Annotated in this window: 16 protein-coding genes; 12 read left to right on the top strand and 4 right to left on the bottom strand. The window is 42.9% G+C overall.

Annotation, left to right across the window (positions count from 1 at the left end; genetic code table 11):
- Nucleotides 1-213: 213 nt before the first annotated feature.
- Nucleotides 214-1,443, bottom strand: a complete 1,230-nt coding sequence (locus tag ACTL4S_RS06255) for an acetamidase/formamidase family protein (protein WP_441298953.1) — start codon at nucleotides 1,441-1,443, stop codon at nucleotides 214-216.
- Between the two features lie 369 nt (nucleotides 1,444-1,812).
- Here ACTL4S_RS06255 and ACTL4S_RS06250 point away from each other — a divergent pair, with 369 nt between their 5' ends.
- From ACTL4S_RS06250 to pal, 7 genes are all read left to right on the top strand, one after another.
- Nucleotides 1,813-3,156 (top strand): amidohydrolase, encoded by a 1,344-nt coding sequence (locus tag ACTL4S_RS06250; RefSeq protein WP_441298952.1) that lies wholly within the window; start codon nucleotides 1,813-1,815, stop codon nucleotides 3,154-3,156.
- A gap of 267 nt (nucleotides 3,157-3,423) precedes the next feature.
- Complete coding sequence (gene ybgC / locus ACTL4S_RS06245; RefSeq protein ID WP_441298951.1) at nucleotides 3,424-3,831, top strand: tol-pal system-associated acyl-CoA thioesterase; 408 nt, start codon at nucleotides 3,424-3,426, stop codon at nucleotides 3,829-3,831.
- Between the two features lie 27 nt (nucleotides 3,832-3,858).
- Nucleotides 3,859-4,557, top strand: a complete 699-nt coding sequence (gene tolQ, locus ACTL4S_RS06240) for a protein TolQ (RefSeq protein ID WP_253137816.1) — start codon at nucleotides 3,859-3,861, stop codon at nucleotides 4,555-4,557.
- A complete protein-coding gene (gene tolR, locus ACTL4S_RS06235; protein WP_004731735.1) occupies nucleotides 4,557-5,006 on the top strand; it encodes a protein TolR in 450 nt (149 codons plus the stop codon). The genes tolQ and tolR overlap by 1 nt, the downstream gene beginning before the upstream one ends.
- Before the next feature lie 3 nt (nucleotides 5,007-5,009).
- Entirely contained in the window at nucleotides 5,010-6,314 is a 1,305-nt protein-coding gene (tolA, locus tag ACTL4S_RS06230) for a cell envelope integrity protein TolA (protein ID WP_441298950.1), read from the top strand.
- 204 nt (nucleotides 6,315-6,518) lie between these two features.
- A complete protein-coding gene (gene tolB / locus ACTL4S_RS06225) occupies nucleotides 6,519-7,802 on the top strand; it encodes a Tol-Pal system beta propeller repeat protein TolB (RefSeq protein WP_441298958.1) in 1,284 nt (427 codons plus the stop codon).
- A gap of 54 nt (nucleotides 7,803-7,856) precedes the next feature.
- Nucleotides 7,857-8,429: a peptidoglycan-associated lipoprotein Pal gene (pal, locus tag ACTL4S_RS06220; protein WP_004279115.1), complete on the top strand. Its 573-nt coding sequence runs from the start codon at nucleotides 7,857-7,859 to the stop codon at nucleotides 8,427-8,429.
- A 79-nt stretch (nucleotides 8,430-8,508) separates the two neighbouring features.
- Here the strand turns inward: pal and ACTL4S_RS06215 are convergent, their stop codons facing one another.
- Nucleotides 8,509-8,694, bottom strand: coding sequence for an NF038105 family protein (locus ACTL4S_RS06215; protein ID WP_004645674.1), 186 nt, complete (start codon nucleotides 8,692-8,694; stop codon nucleotides 8,509-8,511).
- Nucleotides 8,695-8,874: 180 nt separating this feature from the next.
- Between ACTL4S_RS06215 and ACTL4S_RS06210 the strand changes: the two genes are divergently transcribed.
- The 5 genes from ACTL4S_RS06210 to ACTL4S_RS06190 all read left to right on the top strand — a co-directional run bounded on the left by ACTL4S_RS06210 (nucleotide 8,875) and on the right by ACTL4S_RS06190 (nucleotide 12,173).
- A complete protein-coding gene (locus ACTL4S_RS06210; RefSeq protein ID WP_441298949.1) occupies nucleotides 8,875-9,849 on the top strand; it encodes a class 1 fructose-bisphosphatase in 975 nt (324 codons plus the stop codon).
- Nucleotides 9,850-9,900: 51 nt separating this feature from the next.
- Entirely contained in the window at nucleotides 9,901-10,677 is a 777-nt protein-coding gene (locus ACTL4S_RS06205; RefSeq protein ID WP_005252450.1) for a TrmH family RNA methyltransferase, read from the top strand.
- 167 nt (nucleotides 10,678-10,844) lie between these two features.
- Complete coding sequence (locus ACTL4S_RS06200; RefSeq protein WP_004645678.1) at nucleotides 10,845-11,459, top strand: RNA polymerase sigma factor; 615 nt, start codon at nucleotides 10,845-10,847, stop codon at nucleotides 11,457-11,459.
- Nucleotides 11,456-11,773, top strand: coding sequence for a hypothetical protein (locus ACTL4S_RS06195; RefSeq protein ID WP_005103856.1), 318 nt, complete (start codon nucleotides 11,456-11,458; stop codon nucleotides 11,771-11,773). The genes ACTL4S_RS06200 and ACTL4S_RS06195 overlap by 4 nt, the downstream gene beginning before the upstream one ends.
- On the top strand, nucleotides 11,763-12,173 hold the full coding sequence (locus ACTL4S_RS06190) for a DUF3106 domain-containing protein (protein WP_005103857.1): 411 nt from the start codon (nucleotides 11,763-11,765) through the stop codon (nucleotides 12,171-12,173). Before ACTL4S_RS06195 ends, ACTL4S_RS06190 begins: the two co-directional genes overlap by 11 nt.
- Nucleotides 12,174-12,229: 56 nt before the next feature.
- Here the strand turns inward: ACTL4S_RS06190 and ACTL4S_RS06185 are convergent, their stop codons facing one another.
- The gene (locus tag ACTL4S_RS06185; RefSeq protein WP_441298948.1) at nucleotides 12,230-14,641 is read right to left on the bottom strand and encodes a CSLREA domain-containing protein; all 2,412 of its coding nucleotides are present in this window, start codon (nucleotides 14,639-14,641) and stop codon (nucleotides 12,230-12,232) included.
- A 9-nt stretch (nucleotides 14,642-14,650) separates the two neighbouring features.
- Entirely contained in the window at nucleotides 14,651-16,450 is a 1,800-nt protein-coding gene (rbtA, locus tag ACTL4S_RS06180; protein ID WP_441298947.1) for a rhombotarget A, read from the bottom strand.
- Nucleotides 16,451-16,485: the final 35 nt, after the last annotated feature.

Below are 16,485 nucleotides of genomic sequence, written 5' to 3'. Positions count from 1 at the left end.
TGCTGCCAGATATCATCGGTAAGAAGAGTACGTGCCATTGAAAATATAGAAATAAAAATAACTCAAAGGAGGATTTTAAGTATTTAAAACCAATTCTTCAAATGAGGACACTCCCTAAACAGTTTCAGCCGCTTACAAAAGAAAAAGCCAACTGACCATGTCTAAATCAGTTGGCAAAAGCACAAACCTATTTTTCTAAGTTTTATTCAAAAATTATTTCGCGTCTTTTTTAAACTCCTTAAAGTCCGCTTTACGAATCATCGCATGAATACCCTTGGTTCGATCGACCACTTGAGACACTTCAAAATCAGTCGCAGCACTTAAGTAGGCATAGGCAATTTCTTCAGAAATGCCATATTCATTGACCAGAAAACGGATCGCTTCACGGGTGGATTTACGCATGGCTTCATCTAAGTCTTCATCCAGACCCGGCGTAATCCAGAATTCAGCATTTTCAGCCAGCGGCTGTTTAATCTCTGCACCTGGAATTTTATCCTTGCCAGATTTAAGCAAAGTGAATTTTAAAGTCGCACGTGCCGAACCTTCCAAGGCAGTTAAAGCCACCTCGCCATCGCCTTGTACAAAGTGACTATCACCTGTATAGAACAAAGCACCTGGCACCTGTACAGGATAATAGGCCGTAGCCCCTGCTCCTAATTCATTGATGTCGATATTCCCGCCATAAAATGATGGCGGCACAGAGTGCACAGGCTCACTGGTATTTGGTGCAACGCCCATCGTGCCCATAAACGGATTCAGCGGGAAACGAATCGCTTTACCAGATTCAGTTTTTAAAACGCCTTTCCATACACCATCCGCATTTTTCTCAATTGGGGTAAAAATGGACACGTTGCCATAAGCATCAGGATTGGCTGGAGATGCATGCTCATGTTTCTGACGTTTCGGGAATTCGGGTAAGGTGCCTTTGCCATGACGGTTTGAAATCACGCCATAAGGTACACGCGGTTCAACTTTTAAAATCTCCACCTTTAGAATATCGCCCGGCATTGCCCCTTCTACATAGACAGGCCCGGTAATAATGTGTGGTCCATCTTTATGGAAATCATGTTTCAATTTGGAATTCGTGATCAGCTTGGCTTCATCCAATACATGCTCAGGTTTGACGCCTTTTGATGTGAAATATTTCTCTGCATTGCGGCCTTGATCTTCCAGCAGCCCTTCATGCGAAACTGTATCGAAAGTAACTGTGCTACCTGAAGGTACAGTCAAAACAGGTTTTGCATCTTTATTTGGCAGATAACCCCACGTAATCGTATTCAAGGTACTCGGCACATAATAATGACCTTTATATTCACCACTTTTGAGTAATGTGGGTTTATTTTCCAGCTGTTTCAGTATTTTAAAGTCTTCAGCCCATAGGCTTGTCGAAATAAAACTTAAGCTTGAAGCCACTGCCAGAGATAAAGCCAAAGGTTTTAACATGTGTTCAATTTCCATCATAAAAAATATTACGGAAGAGTGAATGCAATCTAAGTGCCAAAATAAGTTTAAGAGGTTTAAAAAATCTTCACTTCATCCGAGTTGTTGATATAGATGTGATCGTTTTTATCCCTTTTCAGCCTGAAATTTTTATGATTTTCATACCTTATAAATATAAACAATCAATTTAGATACATATTTTTACAATGTAAAAGAACAAACAAAGCTCTTTGAGAACAGATATTAACACCCAGAATACCTTTAAGGTATCAAAAAATACTTAGAGAGTTTTGGTCGAAATTAGATCAGTATGCCATCCTAAAGAATCACTTTAACCATTTAAAATTCTTAAGGTTCTCCCGAAGTATGAACATGTATAAGCAGATATCCCTTTGTCTCCCTCTTCTTTTCTGTAGCCAGCTCAGCCTGGCCGACTGGATTGATGATTCTGTACAAGCTGCTGAAGCACACACCATCAAATTACGCCAACATATCCACCAGCATCCTGAACTGGGCAATATGGAATTCAAAACCTCGGAGCTGGTCCAAAAAGAATTAAAATCCTACGGTATTGAAGTACGTAAAGGCTATGCCAAAACTGGTGTAATCGGTGTATTAAAAGGTGGCAAACCTGGCCCTGTGATGGCCTTACGTGCAGATATGGATGCACTACCAATTAAAGAAACTGCACCTGTGTCTTTTGCCAGTAAGCAAAAAGCCATTTATCAAGGCAAAGAATCTTATGTGATGCATGCCTGTGGCCATGACGCGCATACTGCGATGTTATTGGGTGCAGCCAAAGTTCTGGCCGCCAATAAAGATAAAATTGCAGGGACAGTGGTGTTTGTATTCCAGCCAGCTGAAGAAGGCGGTGCAGATATCGATAATTTCACTCATGGCGATCAGATTGGCTCACGTAAAATGATTGCCGACGGTGCCTTAAAAAATCCAAAACCTGAAGTGATTTTCGGGATGCATGTCATGGCAGGCATGCCAAGCGGCAATATCTTCTACAAAGATGGTGCGATTTTAAACAGTGCCGATCATTTACGTATTCAGGTCAATGGCAGTCAGGTACATGGTTCCATGCCTTGGGCAGGTAAAGACCCGATCTATGCTTCTGCCCAGATGGTGACCAATTTACAAAGTCTGATCAGCCGTAAAGCCGACCTGACCAAAGGAATGGGTGTGGTGAGTATTGGGAGTATTCAGGGCGGCACCACCGGTAACGTCATTCCAGATCAGGTCAATATGGTCGGCACTATCCGTTCCAATAGTGAAGATGTACGTCAGGGTATTTTAAAAGACTTGCCAAAAATGCTGGAACACAATGCCGCAGCCAATGACGTCAAGGTGAAAGTCGAAATTGCACCTTATGCACCGGTGACTACCAATGATAAAACCTTGACTGAATTAATGCGTCCAACCTTGGTGAGCGTGCATGGTGAAGATAAATTGCATGTTTTAGACAACAATGCCAGCGCCAGTGAAGACTTTGCTTACTATGGCCAGCTCATGCCATCGCTCTTCGTATTTGTCGGTGCCACGCCAGCAGATCAAGATCCGGCAAAAGCTGCACCGAACCATAACCCGAATTTCATTGTCGATGATGCGACCTTGAAAACCGGGGTCGAAAGCCATGTCCGTTTTATTCTGGACTATCCAAAAGTAGCTGAGCAGGTTCAGGCCAACTGGAAACAGAAAAATAAAGGCTAATCTTCTATTACTAAAAATGCGCGGCTCCAAGGACTCGCGCATTTTAGTATCTGCTGCTGTTTTATAAATGAGCTGTTAAGCGATCAGTACTTCATCTTGGCGACTTCTCTCCAGATTTGACATCTTGTGCCATTGGTCTCAAAACTCACAATGCTAAACTTTGAACCGCTAAATTGCTTGACTTTTGGCAGGAATCCGGCAAATTCTAATCCCTCTCCTGCATCTAAAAACAAGCAAAAATTTCGAAAATCTGCATGGAACAAAACTATGGCGAATCACTTTGAATTCAATATCCGCGTTTATATTGAAGATACTGATGCGGGTGGCATTGTCTATCACGCCAATCATATTCGCTATATGGAACGTACCCGTACCGAATGGTTACGTGCCGCTGGAGTGAGCCATTACTGGCATCAGACAGACTACAATTTTGTGGTGCATAAAATTAATATCAAATACATGCGTCCGATCCTGATGGATGATTTAATTACTGTTACGGCACGTGTCATTTCATGTAAAGCTTCATCATTTGTATTGCAACAAAATATTTATCGTGGTGAAATCATGCTTGCATCAGGTGAGGTTGAGTTGGCATGTATCAGTGCAGAGATGCGACCACGTCGACTCCCGGATGAAATCCGCGAACTAATTCAAAAAGAATTGGAACAAGACTAAAAAAATTTATTGGCACACGTAACAACTATGGCGACTCAGTTAGAATCATCTCTTCAAGTTTCAGATCTTATTTTACAAGCAAGCCCTGTCGTACAACTGGTGATGCTTTCTCTCCTGTTAGCCTCAATATATAGCTGGTATCTGATTGCCAGGCTCTATATGAATTATAAAAAAGCCCAGGCCGATGATGAACATTTCCAGAAAATCTTCTGGTCTGGTGCTGAGCTGAATACCCTGTATAACAATGCACAACTCAACTCCAAACGCACTGGCCTTGAAGATATTTTCTATCAGGGTCTGGGCGAGTTCCTGAAACTGAAAAAACGCCATGCGCCGACTGCCCAGTCGATTGAAGGAACAGAGCGTATTCTGCGTGTCGGTTTAAGCCGTGACCAAGGTCATCTGGAACAAGGTCTGGGTGCATTGGCAAGTATTGGTTCTGTTGCACCTTATGTTGGTCTGTTCGGTACAGTCTGGGGCATCATGAACGCCTTTATTGGCCTGGCAGATGTTGATCAGGTGACACTGGCGACGGTCGCACCCGGTATTGCAGAAGCCTTGATTGCAACTGCGATCGGTCTGTTTGCAGCCATTCCAGCGGTATTGGCCTTTAACCACTTCACGGCCAAAGGTGAAACGGTCTACTCTGACCGTGCGCTGTTTGCCGAAGAAATGGTGGCGCTATTGCAACGTCAGTCTGTGGGCGTAACTCAGGACAAAGACTAATGGCGATTCAAGGTTCAGGACGCTTTCAGCGTATTAAAAAGCCACTAAAAAGTGACATGAATGTGGTGCCGTATATCGATGTCATGCTGGTACTTCTGGTGATCTTTATGGTCACCGCTCCGATGATTACCAGCGGTATCAAGGTTGACTTGCCTCAGGCCAACGGATTGCCGATCGAATCCAAGGACGCTCCGACCATCGTCACACTCAAAGAAGATGGTTCATATTATTTAGAATATAAAAATCAGGCGACTGGCCCAGTCACACTGGAAGAATTAACGCGTACGCTGGTTGATGCCCAAACCCAGGCACAAAATGAAAACAAGGTGCTCAATGTCGTGATCAATGGCCATAATACCCGTCCATATGGCGATGTCATGGCCTTAATGTCCAGCCTGCAGGATGCTGGCCTTTCTCAAGTCGGTTTACTGACCAAGCCATTAGAATAAAGTATGAAAGACTATAAAAAGCCACCATTTCAGAAAAAAGCCATCGCACTTGGATTCACCTTAGGTATCCATGCAGTGGCTTTGGTGGGCTTACTTTATCTGGGCATGAGTAACCCCCCTGAACCGCCAAAACAGATCAAAACCGTTCTGATCAAGCCAGAAGACCTTAAACCTGTGACTCGCGAAGAAACTGAATTTGAGGAAACTGCACATGAAAATGTCGCAGAAGAAATTACCCAGACTGCTGAACCCAGTATAGAACCCGCTCCTGTCATTCCAACTGCAGCCCCTGCTGTACCTGTGACTCCACCTGCGCCAAAAGTCGATACACAAAAAGCGCAGCAGGAACTGAAAGCGGCAGAGGCAGCACAAGCCAAGGCTGCGCAGCAAGCAGCTGAAGCAGCGAAACGAGCCGAAGCCGCTGAACAGGCGAAACAGGCGAAACAGGCAGCAGCCAAAGCCAAAGCGGATGCAGCGCAAAAATCAAAGGCGGAAGCCGAAGCTGCACGTCAAGCTGAATTGAATGCACAGAGCAAAGCCGATGCTGCACAAAAAGCCAAACTGGAAGCACAGAAAAAAGCCGACTTAGCTGCCAAGCAAAAAGCGGATGCTGCAACAAAAGCCAAAGCAGAGGCTGATGCCAAACGTAAGGCTGAAGCTGCTGCTAAAGCAAAGGCAGATGCGGCAGCAAAAGCCAATAATGATGCAGCGGCGAAACGTAAAGCAGATGCTGATGCGAAAGCTAAAGCGGATGCAGCAGCAAAAGCCAAAGCAGACGCGGCAGCCAAGGCTAAAAATGATGCAGCGGCGAAACACAAAGCGGATGCTGATGCGAAAGCCAAAGCAGATGCGGCTGCTAAAGCTAAAGCCGATGCTGATGCCAAACGCAAGGCAGATGCCGACGCTAAGGCCAAAGCTGATGCAGATGCCAAGCGCAAAGCAGATGCCGAAGCAAAAGCCAGAGCTGATGCAGAGGCCAAAGCTTCAGCCGCGAAACAGGCTGCTGAAGAAGCTGCACAGAAAAAAGCGGAATCAAAACGGATTGCATCCACTGCGAAGCGCGATTTTGAAAATAAAATCAAACGCGCCTGGGATACACCAGTCGGATCATCAGGCCAGCGTGCGACTGCACGTGTAACTCTGAATGATAATGGCGGTGTAGTCTCGGTCATTGTGAATTCAAGTGATTCAGACATGAAAGCCAGTGTAGAAGCTGCAGTCCGTGCTGCTGCACCTTATCCAATGCCTTCCGATCCAGATGCACGCCGTGAAGCACGAAGCTTTACTTCAACCTTTACTGCGCAATAAAAACGGAGCCATCACATAAATAATGTTGTGATGGCTTTTATTTTTTAAGCTAAACTTCACTTTAAATTGATTAAATAATATTCACTTTTCACAGTGTCATAACAGTTTGGTCATAAATTCATGGTTTTATTCTATTAAATCCATGCGATGATGTAGCCCAAGCATCTATACAATAAATCCGTTGATTTGAGTAAATAACGAATGATGGAAAAGACTCGCAAACATCTACTCTGCCTCGCAATCATTAGCGCTTTAAGCCCTGTATTGGCAACCCAGTCCTATGCCCAATTGCATCTGGAAATTACCAAGGCGCCTGAGGCAGCACCTAAAATTGCTGTTGTACCTTTCAGTCAGGATCAGAGCATTTATCCCATTGTGGAAAATGACCTGAATCGTTCTGGCCGCTTTACCAGTGCTTCAAAAAACCTGCCTGCAACAGCGACATTGAATAATCCGAATGCAGAAGCTTGGGCATCGGCTGGTGTTCCCTATGTGGTCACCGGCTCATCCAAGACCACAGCCGATGGTTCTTTTGAAATCCAATATCAGCTCTATGATGTCGAAAAAAAACGATATCTATTAAATGAATTGCTGACTGTTCCAGCCTCACGCACCCGTCAGGCAGCGCATATGATCAGTGATGCCATCTATCAGGCATTGACCGGTATTCCGGGTGACTTTAGCGGACGTATTGCCTATGTGCTGCGTAATCCTGCTACGCCGGAACAACGCTATACGCTGCAGATTGCCGATACCGATGGCGAACAGCCAAAGACCATTTTGACCTCGCGTGATCCGATCCTTTCTCCAGCATGGACACCAGACGCCAAAAAAATCGCTTATGTGTCCTTTGAAACCAAACGTCCGGCGATTTATGTACAGGATCTGGCCACAGGTCAACGTGAAAAACTGGCCAGCTTCCGCGGTTTAAATGGCGCACCGAGCTTCTCTCCAGATGGCAAGAGCATGCTGTTTACTGCTTCTATGCACGGCAATCCGGAAATCTACCAGATGAATCTGGAAACGCGTCAGCTACAACGCATGACCAATGACAGTGCCATTGATACTGAAGCACGTTATTCGCCAGATGGAAAATCTTTTATTTTCACTTCTGACCGTGGCGGTTCTCCACAAATTTACCGCCATGATCTTGAGTCAAGTAGCAATAAACGCCTGACCTTCCGTGGTGCATTCAACGCGCGCGGCACGCTGAGCGCAGATGGTAAAAAACTTGCATTAGTTCATCGTCCAAGCGGCAGTAACTATCGAGTTGCGGTTCAGGACATGACCTCTGGTGTGAACAACATTCTGACACCAACGACGCTGGACGAATCGCCAAGCTTCTCGCCAAATGGCCAGATGGTAGTCTATGCCACCCGTGAAGGGGCACGTGGACTCTTGTCAATCATGTCGCTGGATGGCCGTTTCCGTATGAATTTACCAAGTGAAACGGGCGAAGTCCGTGAACCGGCTTGGGCACCCAAATAACATTTTTATATTGATAAACCCTTTACCCCATAATCAAACTTCATGGAGATGAAGATGAACAAAGTAAAATTATTTGCCTTGCCACTTTTAGCAGCAGCTGTTGTCATGACAGGTTGTGCGAGCCGTAAGCCTGCCGCTGAAGTTCAAACGGGCGGTTTAGATACGACCGGTACAACAACTGTGAATACTCAAGGCTTGAGTGAAGATGCAGCACTGAATGCACAAAACATGGCAGGCGCTTCTGCAAAAGGCGTTACTGCAGAAAATAAAGCATTCTTGGCAAAACGCGTGGTGCATTTTGACTATGACAGTACTGAACTCAGCAATGAAGATCTAAATACGTTGCAAGCCCATGCGCAGTTCCTGATGGCCAATGCCAATTCACGTGTAGCACTCACTGGCCATACCGATGAACGCGGTACCCGTGAATACAACATGGCACTTGGCGAGCGTCGTGCCAAAGCAGTAGAAAGCTTCCTGGTAACGACTGGTGTTAATCCTGGTCAATTGGAAGCAGTCAGCTATGGTAAGGAAATGCCAATCAATGCGGGCCATGATGAAAATGCATGGAAAGAAAACCGCCGTGTAGAAATTAATTATGAAGCGGTACCACCATTGTTGAAATAATTTTCATTCATGATGGTTTCATCAAATAAAAAGCACTCAATCATGAGTGCTTTTTATTGGCTTCAATTAAAGAATCAGTCTACTTTGGAAGCTGATCCTGTTCAGCCGGATGCATCGATTCGATCAGGTCATGTTTATTGAATTGTTTGTACTCTGGTTTTGCTTCATAATCCCGCCAGGCTTCTTTCATCTTGTCTTCAGAGATATCATCTAAAGTAATGCCTTCGCTTGGCGTTGGAGTCGCATCAAACTTCAATGTTGTCATATCTGTGCTCCTATTCTCAATTTTCCTTTGTCTTCAACATAGCACTTTCCGCAGGAGTTGCAAGGGCAAAATCGATACAAATAATCCAGTTTAATTTTTCTTTTAGTACGTTCTCATCTAAAATATAGCCGCATATCGTTTTGATCATTTTTTCCCGATTTAAGTTTTGGAGTTTCCCCTATGTCATACCGCACTTTATCCCAGTTTTTACAACAACAAAGCGGGAATCTCACACCTGAACTTGCGCAAGTTATTGAAACAATTGCAAACATTTGCAAAGATATTGATCAATTACTGCAAAAAGGTGCTTTAGCGGGTGTATTGGGAAGTGCACAGCATGAAAACGTTCAAGGCGAAGAGCAAAAGAAACTGGATGTCATTTCTAATGACTATTTGATTGATGCCTTGCAGCAACATCCAAATGTGGGTGGTTTGGCCTCAGAAGAACTAGATGAATTCACCCCTGCACAAGAAAATGGTCAATTTCTGGTATTGTTCGATCCATTAGACGGCTCAAGCAATATCGACATCAATATGTGCGTTGGTACCATTTTCTCGATTCTTCCTGCGAAAAATGCTGTGACTCAGGCAGAAGACTTTATGCAAGCCGGTGTTCATCAGGTAGCTGCAGGTTACGTGCTTTATGGTCCGTCAACCATGTTGGCATTGACGGTCGGTGCAGGCGTAGTGTTCTTTACCTATGACCCTGAGACTCAAGAATTCCTGCTGACTTCTGAAGCCATTCAGGTTGCTGCAGATACTAAAGAATATGCGATCAATGCGTCGAATCAACGTCATTGGGAAGCACCCGTACAGCGTTATATCGATGAATTGTTAGCTGGCAAAACCGGCCCTCGTGAAAAAGACTTCAATATGCGCTGGGTTGCATGTATGGTGGGCGACATTCACCGTATTCTTTGCCGTAGCGGTATCTTCATGTATCCATACGACCTTAAAGATCCGGCTAAAGCTGGCCGTCTACGTTTAATGTACGAAGCTAACCCAATGAGTATGCTCATGGAACAGGCTGGCGGTGCATCGACTACAGGTCGTGTGCGTATTCTTGAGATCGAACCGACAGATCTACACCAACGTGTGCCAGTGATCATTGGCTCTAAAAACGAAGTTGATCTTGTGACCAGCTACCACAACTAATTTTTATAGCGGCAGCCGGTATTGAATCGGCTGCCGTGGATTATATCTCCCATGCCAACTTTTTTTCTTGATTCAAAAGACAATCCAAAGATTAAACACTTACGTGGTTTAATCGAACAAAATACCTATCGTAAAAAACAAGGTCAAACGGTTTTAGAAGGCACACATCTGTCTCTCGCCTGGCTACATGAAAACCGTAAAATTGATTCGATTTTCACCACTGAACATGCACTTTCACATCCTGATTTCGAGAAAATTCTCGCAAAATACACAGGTATGGTCTTTGTTCTAAGCGAGTCTTTATACAAAGATTTAAGCACCTTAGGAACATCTGTAGCCTGTTTAGCTGTAGTGACTCTACCGACAGCAAATTATGCATTGGATTTTAAAGCAGACACTTTGATTCTGGAAAATGTACAGGATCCGGGTAATGTAGGCACCCTGCTTCGCTCTGCTGCTGCTGCCGGTATTGAACAGATTGTGTGTACCAAAGGGTCTGCCTCGCTCTGGTCTCCACGCGTATTACGTGCCGGTATGGGTGCACATTTCACATTGCAAACCTTTGAAAATATCGCGCTTGAACAAATTCTTGAGCAATTTCAAATCCCTGTCTATGTAACCAGCTCACACCGTGCTGAAAGCCTGTATTCAAAAGACTTACGTAAACCTTGCGTGTGGATTCTGGGTAATGAAGGCCAAGGCGTGTCTGATTATGCGATGCAACATGCTGAAGCCGTGAGCATTCCGCAACCCGGTGGTCAGGAATCACTGAATGTCGCAATTGCGGGTTCGATCTGTTTCTTTGAAATGGTACGTCAACGTATCTAATTAGGGATTTAGGTTACAGTGTTTTAATACGACCCTGCCCATGTATAAAATAGATTAAACTACAAAAATAATAAACTTAATTGTCAACCAAACCAGGATTCCCAACGTTATATGATTATGAACTTGGGAATAATGGTGGGTGTCCAATGACAGGATTTTCCATCTCTATGGATTTAGCACCAAAACAGTTGCAAACACACGATGTAAGTATTCTGAAGAGTACGGCTGAAGCACGTCTGAAGAATTTCATGCAGGATGTGACTGGGCGTGCCTTGGTGATGATGGAAAGTGCGACTCAAGGTCATCATGGTATTGCCATGGATCTGGTTCAGGAAGCTTTCATTTCCTTACACAAATCCTATGCAGAAAAAAGTACTGAAGAATGGTATCCCCTATTTTATACCATTCTCAACAACAAGTTACAGGACTGGCGTCGTAAAGAGTCACGGCGTGGTCAAATGTTTTCATTTTTCAAGAAAGTCAGTCTCGATGACGACGAAATTGAATTTGATGATGTCGTCGATGAATCAACACCAACGCCGCTGGACTTTCTCGATCAGGCAGTCACTGCTGAAGAAATCCAGGAAGCGATTGCAAAATTGCCTGTGCGTCAGCAGCAGGCATTTATGTTAAGAGCCTGGGAAGGATTTGATACGCATACCACCGCACAAATTATGAACTGTACAGAAGGCAGTGTAAAAACCCATTATCACCGTGCTATCCAAGGCTTACGTGCCTCTTTAGCGCATTTAAATCCATATCTGGGAGGGTCATCCGAATGAATCAAGATGATTTCTTAAAACAAGTAACTTCCAAACTTGATGGACTGGCACAACAACATAAAGACAAACCTGTTGTCATGCACCATGTTCTTGAAGAAATTCAGGATTCAAAACATTCACGCTTTGCATTTCTAAAAATGTCAGGTTTTGCTTTGGCAGCTGCGATTGCAGGCGTTGTGATATTACCAAATCTTTCGGACCATAACGAACCACAAACTAAAATGGTGTCAGTCCCAAAACTGTCTCCGCAAATGCTTGAAGATTTAGAAATGTTAATGGTTTTAGGTGAGGACAAAGTTCCACATGGCAGCTAAAAAATTGGCGATTGCTTTTTGTGCATTCAGTTTTCTGCAAACCAGCTTTGCAGGATTTGAACGTTTTTGGCTATTTTCCAAGGATGCGAATACCCAAGTAACTGATACTTGGGATAGTCTTTCTGATTCTGAACAATTGGCACTGATTAAACGTTACCAATCTCTAAAAGAAATCCCCGAACAACAACGTGTCAGCTTGCAGCAGCGTATGGACTGGTTTACTCAACTCCCTGATGCGGAAAAACAAAGAATGCGTGAGACTTGGCAAATGATGAGCAGTCAGGAACGCAAAGAACTGGGCGCACGTATGCAAAAAGCGTCTCCTGAGCAACGCCTTGCCATTCGCGAAGAATACATTCTCAAATATCAGCAAGTGACTCAGCAGCCTAACTCGCATTAAACACTTAATATAAAAAAGCCTCCATATGGAGGCTTTTTTGATGTTTCAATCATATTTTATTTTCTTAAGCGTCGATAACCTGCAAACCCTAATAATCCTAGTAGCCCCCACATTCCAATTGCCCCACCACCACTTGAGGACGTATTCGTATTTTTAACTGTATTACGTAACAAGATTGTCGCTTTTTCTGACATTTTTTCATCAGCATCAAAAATCGCATAATCCATGCTGTAATTTGCCTGGCTTAAATTATTTTTTACAGTAAATGTCAGCTGTCCACCATAACAGGTCTGATTTTGATAGGTATCAGGACATGCTCCTTGTCGCTCTGCCTTCAGTGAAACTCCCGCAGGCAGCTTAACAATATGAATCGGGATCTCTTTTCCATCTTTATCTTGATAAAAAGCCGACTTTCCTGATGGTAGAGGCCCATCCCCATCATCACTATCATTTTCAAGCGGATTTACCGTCACTGTAAGATTATTCTCTGGACTAAGCCGATATTCATCATCTTTTGCAATCGGTGCAATGTTGTTAAAAGCTGCTCTTAAGAGGCCAGCACTGCTCGCACCTGTAGCCCGGTCTTTAAGGGTATAACTACAGAACTCCATATCAACCGAACTGGTCTGCTTACCATCAGTACGATACATCATGATCCGGTTTAAATCAGGTTTCCACTCACATTTAAGATTTGGATCATTTGGATTTCCTTCCACAGTGGTCGAATTGCCTGTACCAACTAACTTACCAACACCTAAAGTTTTTACACTGACCTCATAATTTTGTGAATTTAAGGCTTTAATTTGAATCTTATCATTGGTTAGAGTTTCTTGAGGCATAGCCAAGATAAAAGGATTAATATAGATTGCACGATATTTCTGATATTGCTTGGTATATTTGAGCAAATCCTGATAACTTTTCAATTCTTCCTTTAAACCAGGAAGCTCATTTTCTGGAGTATTTTTATCAGCAATGATTTCTTCGAGATCATCTATATTCTCCTGATAAAAGTCATTGAGTTCTACTAAACTCTTATTTTGTAAGTCTGTAATATCGGCTGCAGTCAAACGTCGGATTTCAACTGAGCCGATCTCGCAAGTATTTTTTGCACTTGGATCAAATGTTAATGTGGATCCAATCACACGATCAATACCACGCTGGTCTTGTTCAATACAGCCACTCACCCCGATATCTACCAAATCCGTTGCGGTCTGATTATCACGCGGGTAATACAGCCCTAGATAGCGATTATCAATAGCAGGCTCAATATAATTTGTTAATAAACTGCTGATTATATTGTTAGAGACATCAAGATTATTTGAAGTAGTATCTTCGTCTAATTCTGGCAATACGCAACGTGATGGCCCAGTCGTTTGAATTGCATTTCGAATTGTAGAAAATTCAACACGTTGTGCCCTGGTCGGATTTCCCTGATTTAAGGCATACTCACAAGACAGGCCTTGGTTAAAGGCTAAAACATTGAAATTAAAATACCTAAAACCGGTATTGTCATAAAATAAAGTAGATTGAGCTGTATTTTCAACAATAGTATTACTTAATGCAGTTAAACTGGAGAATTTACTGAGTGGACGATTAACTTCATTCGTCATACGCACAATATGTCCTGTGGTACTTGCAGTATTCTTCGCAATAGTAGAGTTAACAATTTCTACTGTGGCATAGCCACAAAAATCAATAATACTGTTAGTAGTGTCTGAACCGTTTTTAACAATACTACTGGAATTAATTTTCACATTGGTTTGAGTTGTACCTAAATTTCCCTGACAGTCCATTGCCAAAACACTACCATATGAACTCGCCTGATTTTTTTGAATTAAAGAATCCTGAATAACAATATTCCTTTCCGTATTCATTGCTACACTATAAATCGCCCCACCTTCTGCAGCAGCTCGGGAATTTACTATTTCACTGGTATTAATACTTAAAGGCCCTGCTACATAAAAAGTACCGCCATTACCTTTATCCAAGGTATTTATTGCTGCATAGCCATCCTTTAAGATCAGATGATGAATTTCCAGACTGGATTGGCTGGCCATACTATTAAATAATCTGGTTTTCCCCTGGCCTGAAATAGTACTTTTTAAAGCCTCCCGGGTTGGATATAACAGCGTAATCGGACTACGACTAGCATAGTTAAGCGGAGTTTTCCCATAAATTTTGAGCGCTGACTCTACGATCAGCTCTTTATCTAATTTGTACTCGCCTGCTTCAAGCTGAATCACATCTGCAGCTGAACCATCCAATCGAAGCGTACGTCCTACATTACATCCGCCATAAGATTTATCCAGTTTTGCAGTTTTAATGGCTTCTCGCAAAGAACAGGCATTATTATTCTCGCCATCTTCATCAGCAAAAGTAGTTACATATATCGTTTTATCTTCGGCTGCCATCAAACTCATGGCAGATAAAATCATGGCCGCAAGCAGTCCTTTTTTATAATTTTTCATGATTTTTCCTTAATCTTTTAATCCACGGCGTAAACCTATTAATCCGAGTAAAATCAGTAGCCCACCACCACCCCATGAGCCGCCTGAAGTTTTGACTGCTTTGTCTTCCATTTCATTTTTTGGCTCCTGAACAATTTGAGTAGTAATAGTCAAATAAGGTTTACTTTTATTAAACCGTGTCGATGAGGTCACCACTTGTAGTTCGAAAATATCTGCTCCATGCCAGGTAGAATCCGGGGTATAAACGACATTGCCATGAATATCGATGATTGTTTTACCCTTGGAAGCTGTTTTGGTTTGTACCACTTTCAAACAGCCATCTTGCCAAGGCTCCCCCGTCGGATTCTGACCAACAATGGCATTACACTGTTCTTTTGGAATTAAATCACTATCTCCCAGATAAGATTCAATTGAAAACTTGGCAATTTCACCCTTTAACAGATCTTGTCCCACCAGACTGCCTGAGATTGGTATCGTGATTTCAACAGCACCACGATCACAAAACAGATTATCCATCAAACGGTTGATCCCGCGCTGATCTGCCGCTTCACATGCTACCGTTGGATTTGCTAAACTCAATCCTGTGCCTCTATTCACAATCGGTGATTCACTCACAAGGATATAGTTCAACAAAATTCGTGGGCGCATATAACCGAGAAATTGTCCTTTAGGAACGCTGTATGGACAAAGTATGGCATTATTATTTTCTTCTAGGGTCTGACAAGCACCTTCACTTTTATCTGAGGATTCAGCAAAAAGTCGTGTACCACTCCAGAACTGGTTCGGTGCGACGGAATCCCCTACACCACACGAGGCTGTCAGCAGATTATTTTGCGACACAGACTTGTCACCAGTGATAATTTGGCAATCCTGTGTACCATTTCTTAAAATAATACTATTCGCTACATAAGCTCTGCCATACGGCGCATAGATACGTAAAGCAGTATTTTCATTATCAACCATGGTGAGATTATTCAATCCCACCCCGTCCAGGACATTAATGAGTACACCCTTATTTTTTAGTATCGTACTACTTAATATTTCCCCACTAATACCTTGATCTTTACTGGAGTCAGCAAACTGTCCCGCGCTATAAATATTGGTCGCTGAATTATCCAGTGTCTGGTTATTTTTAAGTACACTTTGATAAATGAGGAAAGCAGGTAGCTCGCTATACAGGATCCCGCCTCGTTGGGCTTTATTATTTTCGATCAGACTATTTTTAATTTGTGCACGGCTTGTTAAGTTCTGTCCAAACTTGCCAGCATTATAAATTGCCCCACCCAAGTTGGCAGCAGCATTAAATAGACGGTTATATTCTAGAATTAGCTGACCTTTATTATAAATTAGGCCACCTTGTTCAGCACAACTGGTTTTACCACAGCCTTCAAGATCCAGTTCTTTCAAATTTAACTGAACCAATGTATCTGTACTGTTGATCCGGAAAAGGTTATCAGTACCTTTCATTTGAATATGAGCATTATGCAAGCCTAATGCTTTTTCATCCGTACTGAATTCGCCATCACTTTCTGCGACCGCACGGATGGTAAGAGATTTTTTAATCGCGATATGCTGGTTCAACACATAGGTATTTTTTTCTTTTAAAATAATGGTACTGGATGAGTTCTCCCCACCACACCCCATAAAACCTGATTTAGCTAAGCCACGGTTAACATACTCAACAGCTTCTCGAAGTGAACATTCCTTGTCATCTTTCTCAATATCTTCTGTAGTGGTTACAATAATATCTGCACTATACGACTGCCCCGCTATACATAGCAAAGCTATGCCTATGCTCTTCTTGAGCATAACCTTCTCCTTAATTTTTATTTCTTTCTTTTTCT

This window comes from Acinetobacter lwoffii (assembly GCF_052078135.1).
In the GTDB taxonomy this organism is placed as follows: domain Bacteria; phylum Pseudomonadota; class Gammaproteobacteria; order Pseudomonadales; family Moraxellaceae; genus Acinetobacter; species Acinetobacter lwoffii_Z.
Note: the sequence above shows the minus strand (reverse complement) of the source record. Positions and strands in the feature narration are given on the sequence as shown.

What these genes read in the sequence shown, in the direction of transcription:
- ACTL4S_RS06255 (WP_441298953.1), bottom strand. Translation starts at nt 1,443, where the DNA reads ATGTTAAAACCTTTGGCTTTATCTCTGGCAGTGGCTTCAAGCTTAAGT.
- ACTL4S_RS06250 (WP_441298952.1), top strand. Translation starts at nt 1,813, where the DNA reads ATGTATAAGCAGATATCCCTTTGTCTCCCTCTTCTTTTCTGTAGCCAG.
- ybgC (WP_441298951.1), top strand. Translation starts at nt 3,424, where the DNA reads ATGGCGAATCACTTTGAATTCAATATCCGCGTTTATATTGAAGATACT.
- tolQ (WP_253137816.1), top strand. Translation starts at nt 3,859, where the DNA reads ATGGCGACTCAGTTAGAATCATCTCTTCAAGTTTCAGATCTTATTTTA.
- tolR (WP_004731735.1), top strand. Translation starts at nt 4,557, where the DNA reads ATGGCGATTCAAGGTTCAGGACGCTTTCAGCGTATTAAAAAGCCACTA.
- tolA (WP_441298950.1), top strand. Translation starts at nt 5,010, where the DNA reads ATGAAAGACTATAAAAAGCCACCATTTCAGAAAAAAGCCATCGCACTT.
- tolB (WP_441298958.1), top strand. Translation starts at nt 6,519, where the DNA reads ATGGAAAAGACTCGCAAACATCTACTCTGCCTCGCAATCATTAGCGCT.
- pal (WP_004279115.1), top strand. Translation starts at nt 7,857, where the DNA reads ATGAACAAAGTAAAATTATTTGCCTTGCCACTTTTAGCAGCAGCTGTT.
- ACTL4S_RS06215 (WP_004645674.1), bottom strand. Translation starts at nt 8,694, where the DNA reads ATGACAACATTGAAGTTTGATGCGACTCCAACGCCAAGCGAAGGCATT.
- ACTL4S_RS06210 (WP_441298949.1), top strand. Translation starts at nt 8,875, where the DNA reads ATGTCATACCGCACTTTATCCCAGTTTTTACAACAACAAAGCGGGAAT.
- ACTL4S_RS06205 (WP_005252450.1), top strand. Translation starts at nt 9,901, where the DNA reads ATGCCAACTTTTTTTCTTGATTCAAAAGACAATCCAAAGATTAAACAC.
- ACTL4S_RS06200 (WP_004645678.1), top strand. Translation starts at nt 10,845, where the DNA reads ATGGATTTAGCACCAAAACAGTTGCAAACACACGATGTAAGTATTCTG.
- ACTL4S_RS06195 (WP_005103856.1), top strand. Translation starts at nt 11,456, where the DNA reads ATGAATCAAGATGATTTCTTAAAACAAGTAACTTCCAAACTTGATGGA.
- ACTL4S_RS06190 (WP_005103857.1), top strand. Translation starts at nt 11,763, where the DNA reads ATGGCAGCTAAAAAATTGGCGATTGCTTTTTGTGCATTCAGTTTTCTG.
- ACTL4S_RS06185 (WP_441298948.1), bottom strand. Translation starts at nt 14,641, where the DNA reads ATGAAAAATTATAAAAAAGGACTGCTTGCGGCCATGATTTTATCTGCC.
- rbtA (WP_441298947.1), bottom strand. Translation starts at nt 16,450, where the DNA reads ATGCTCAAGAAGAGCATAGGCATAGCTTTGCTATGTATAGCGGGGCAG.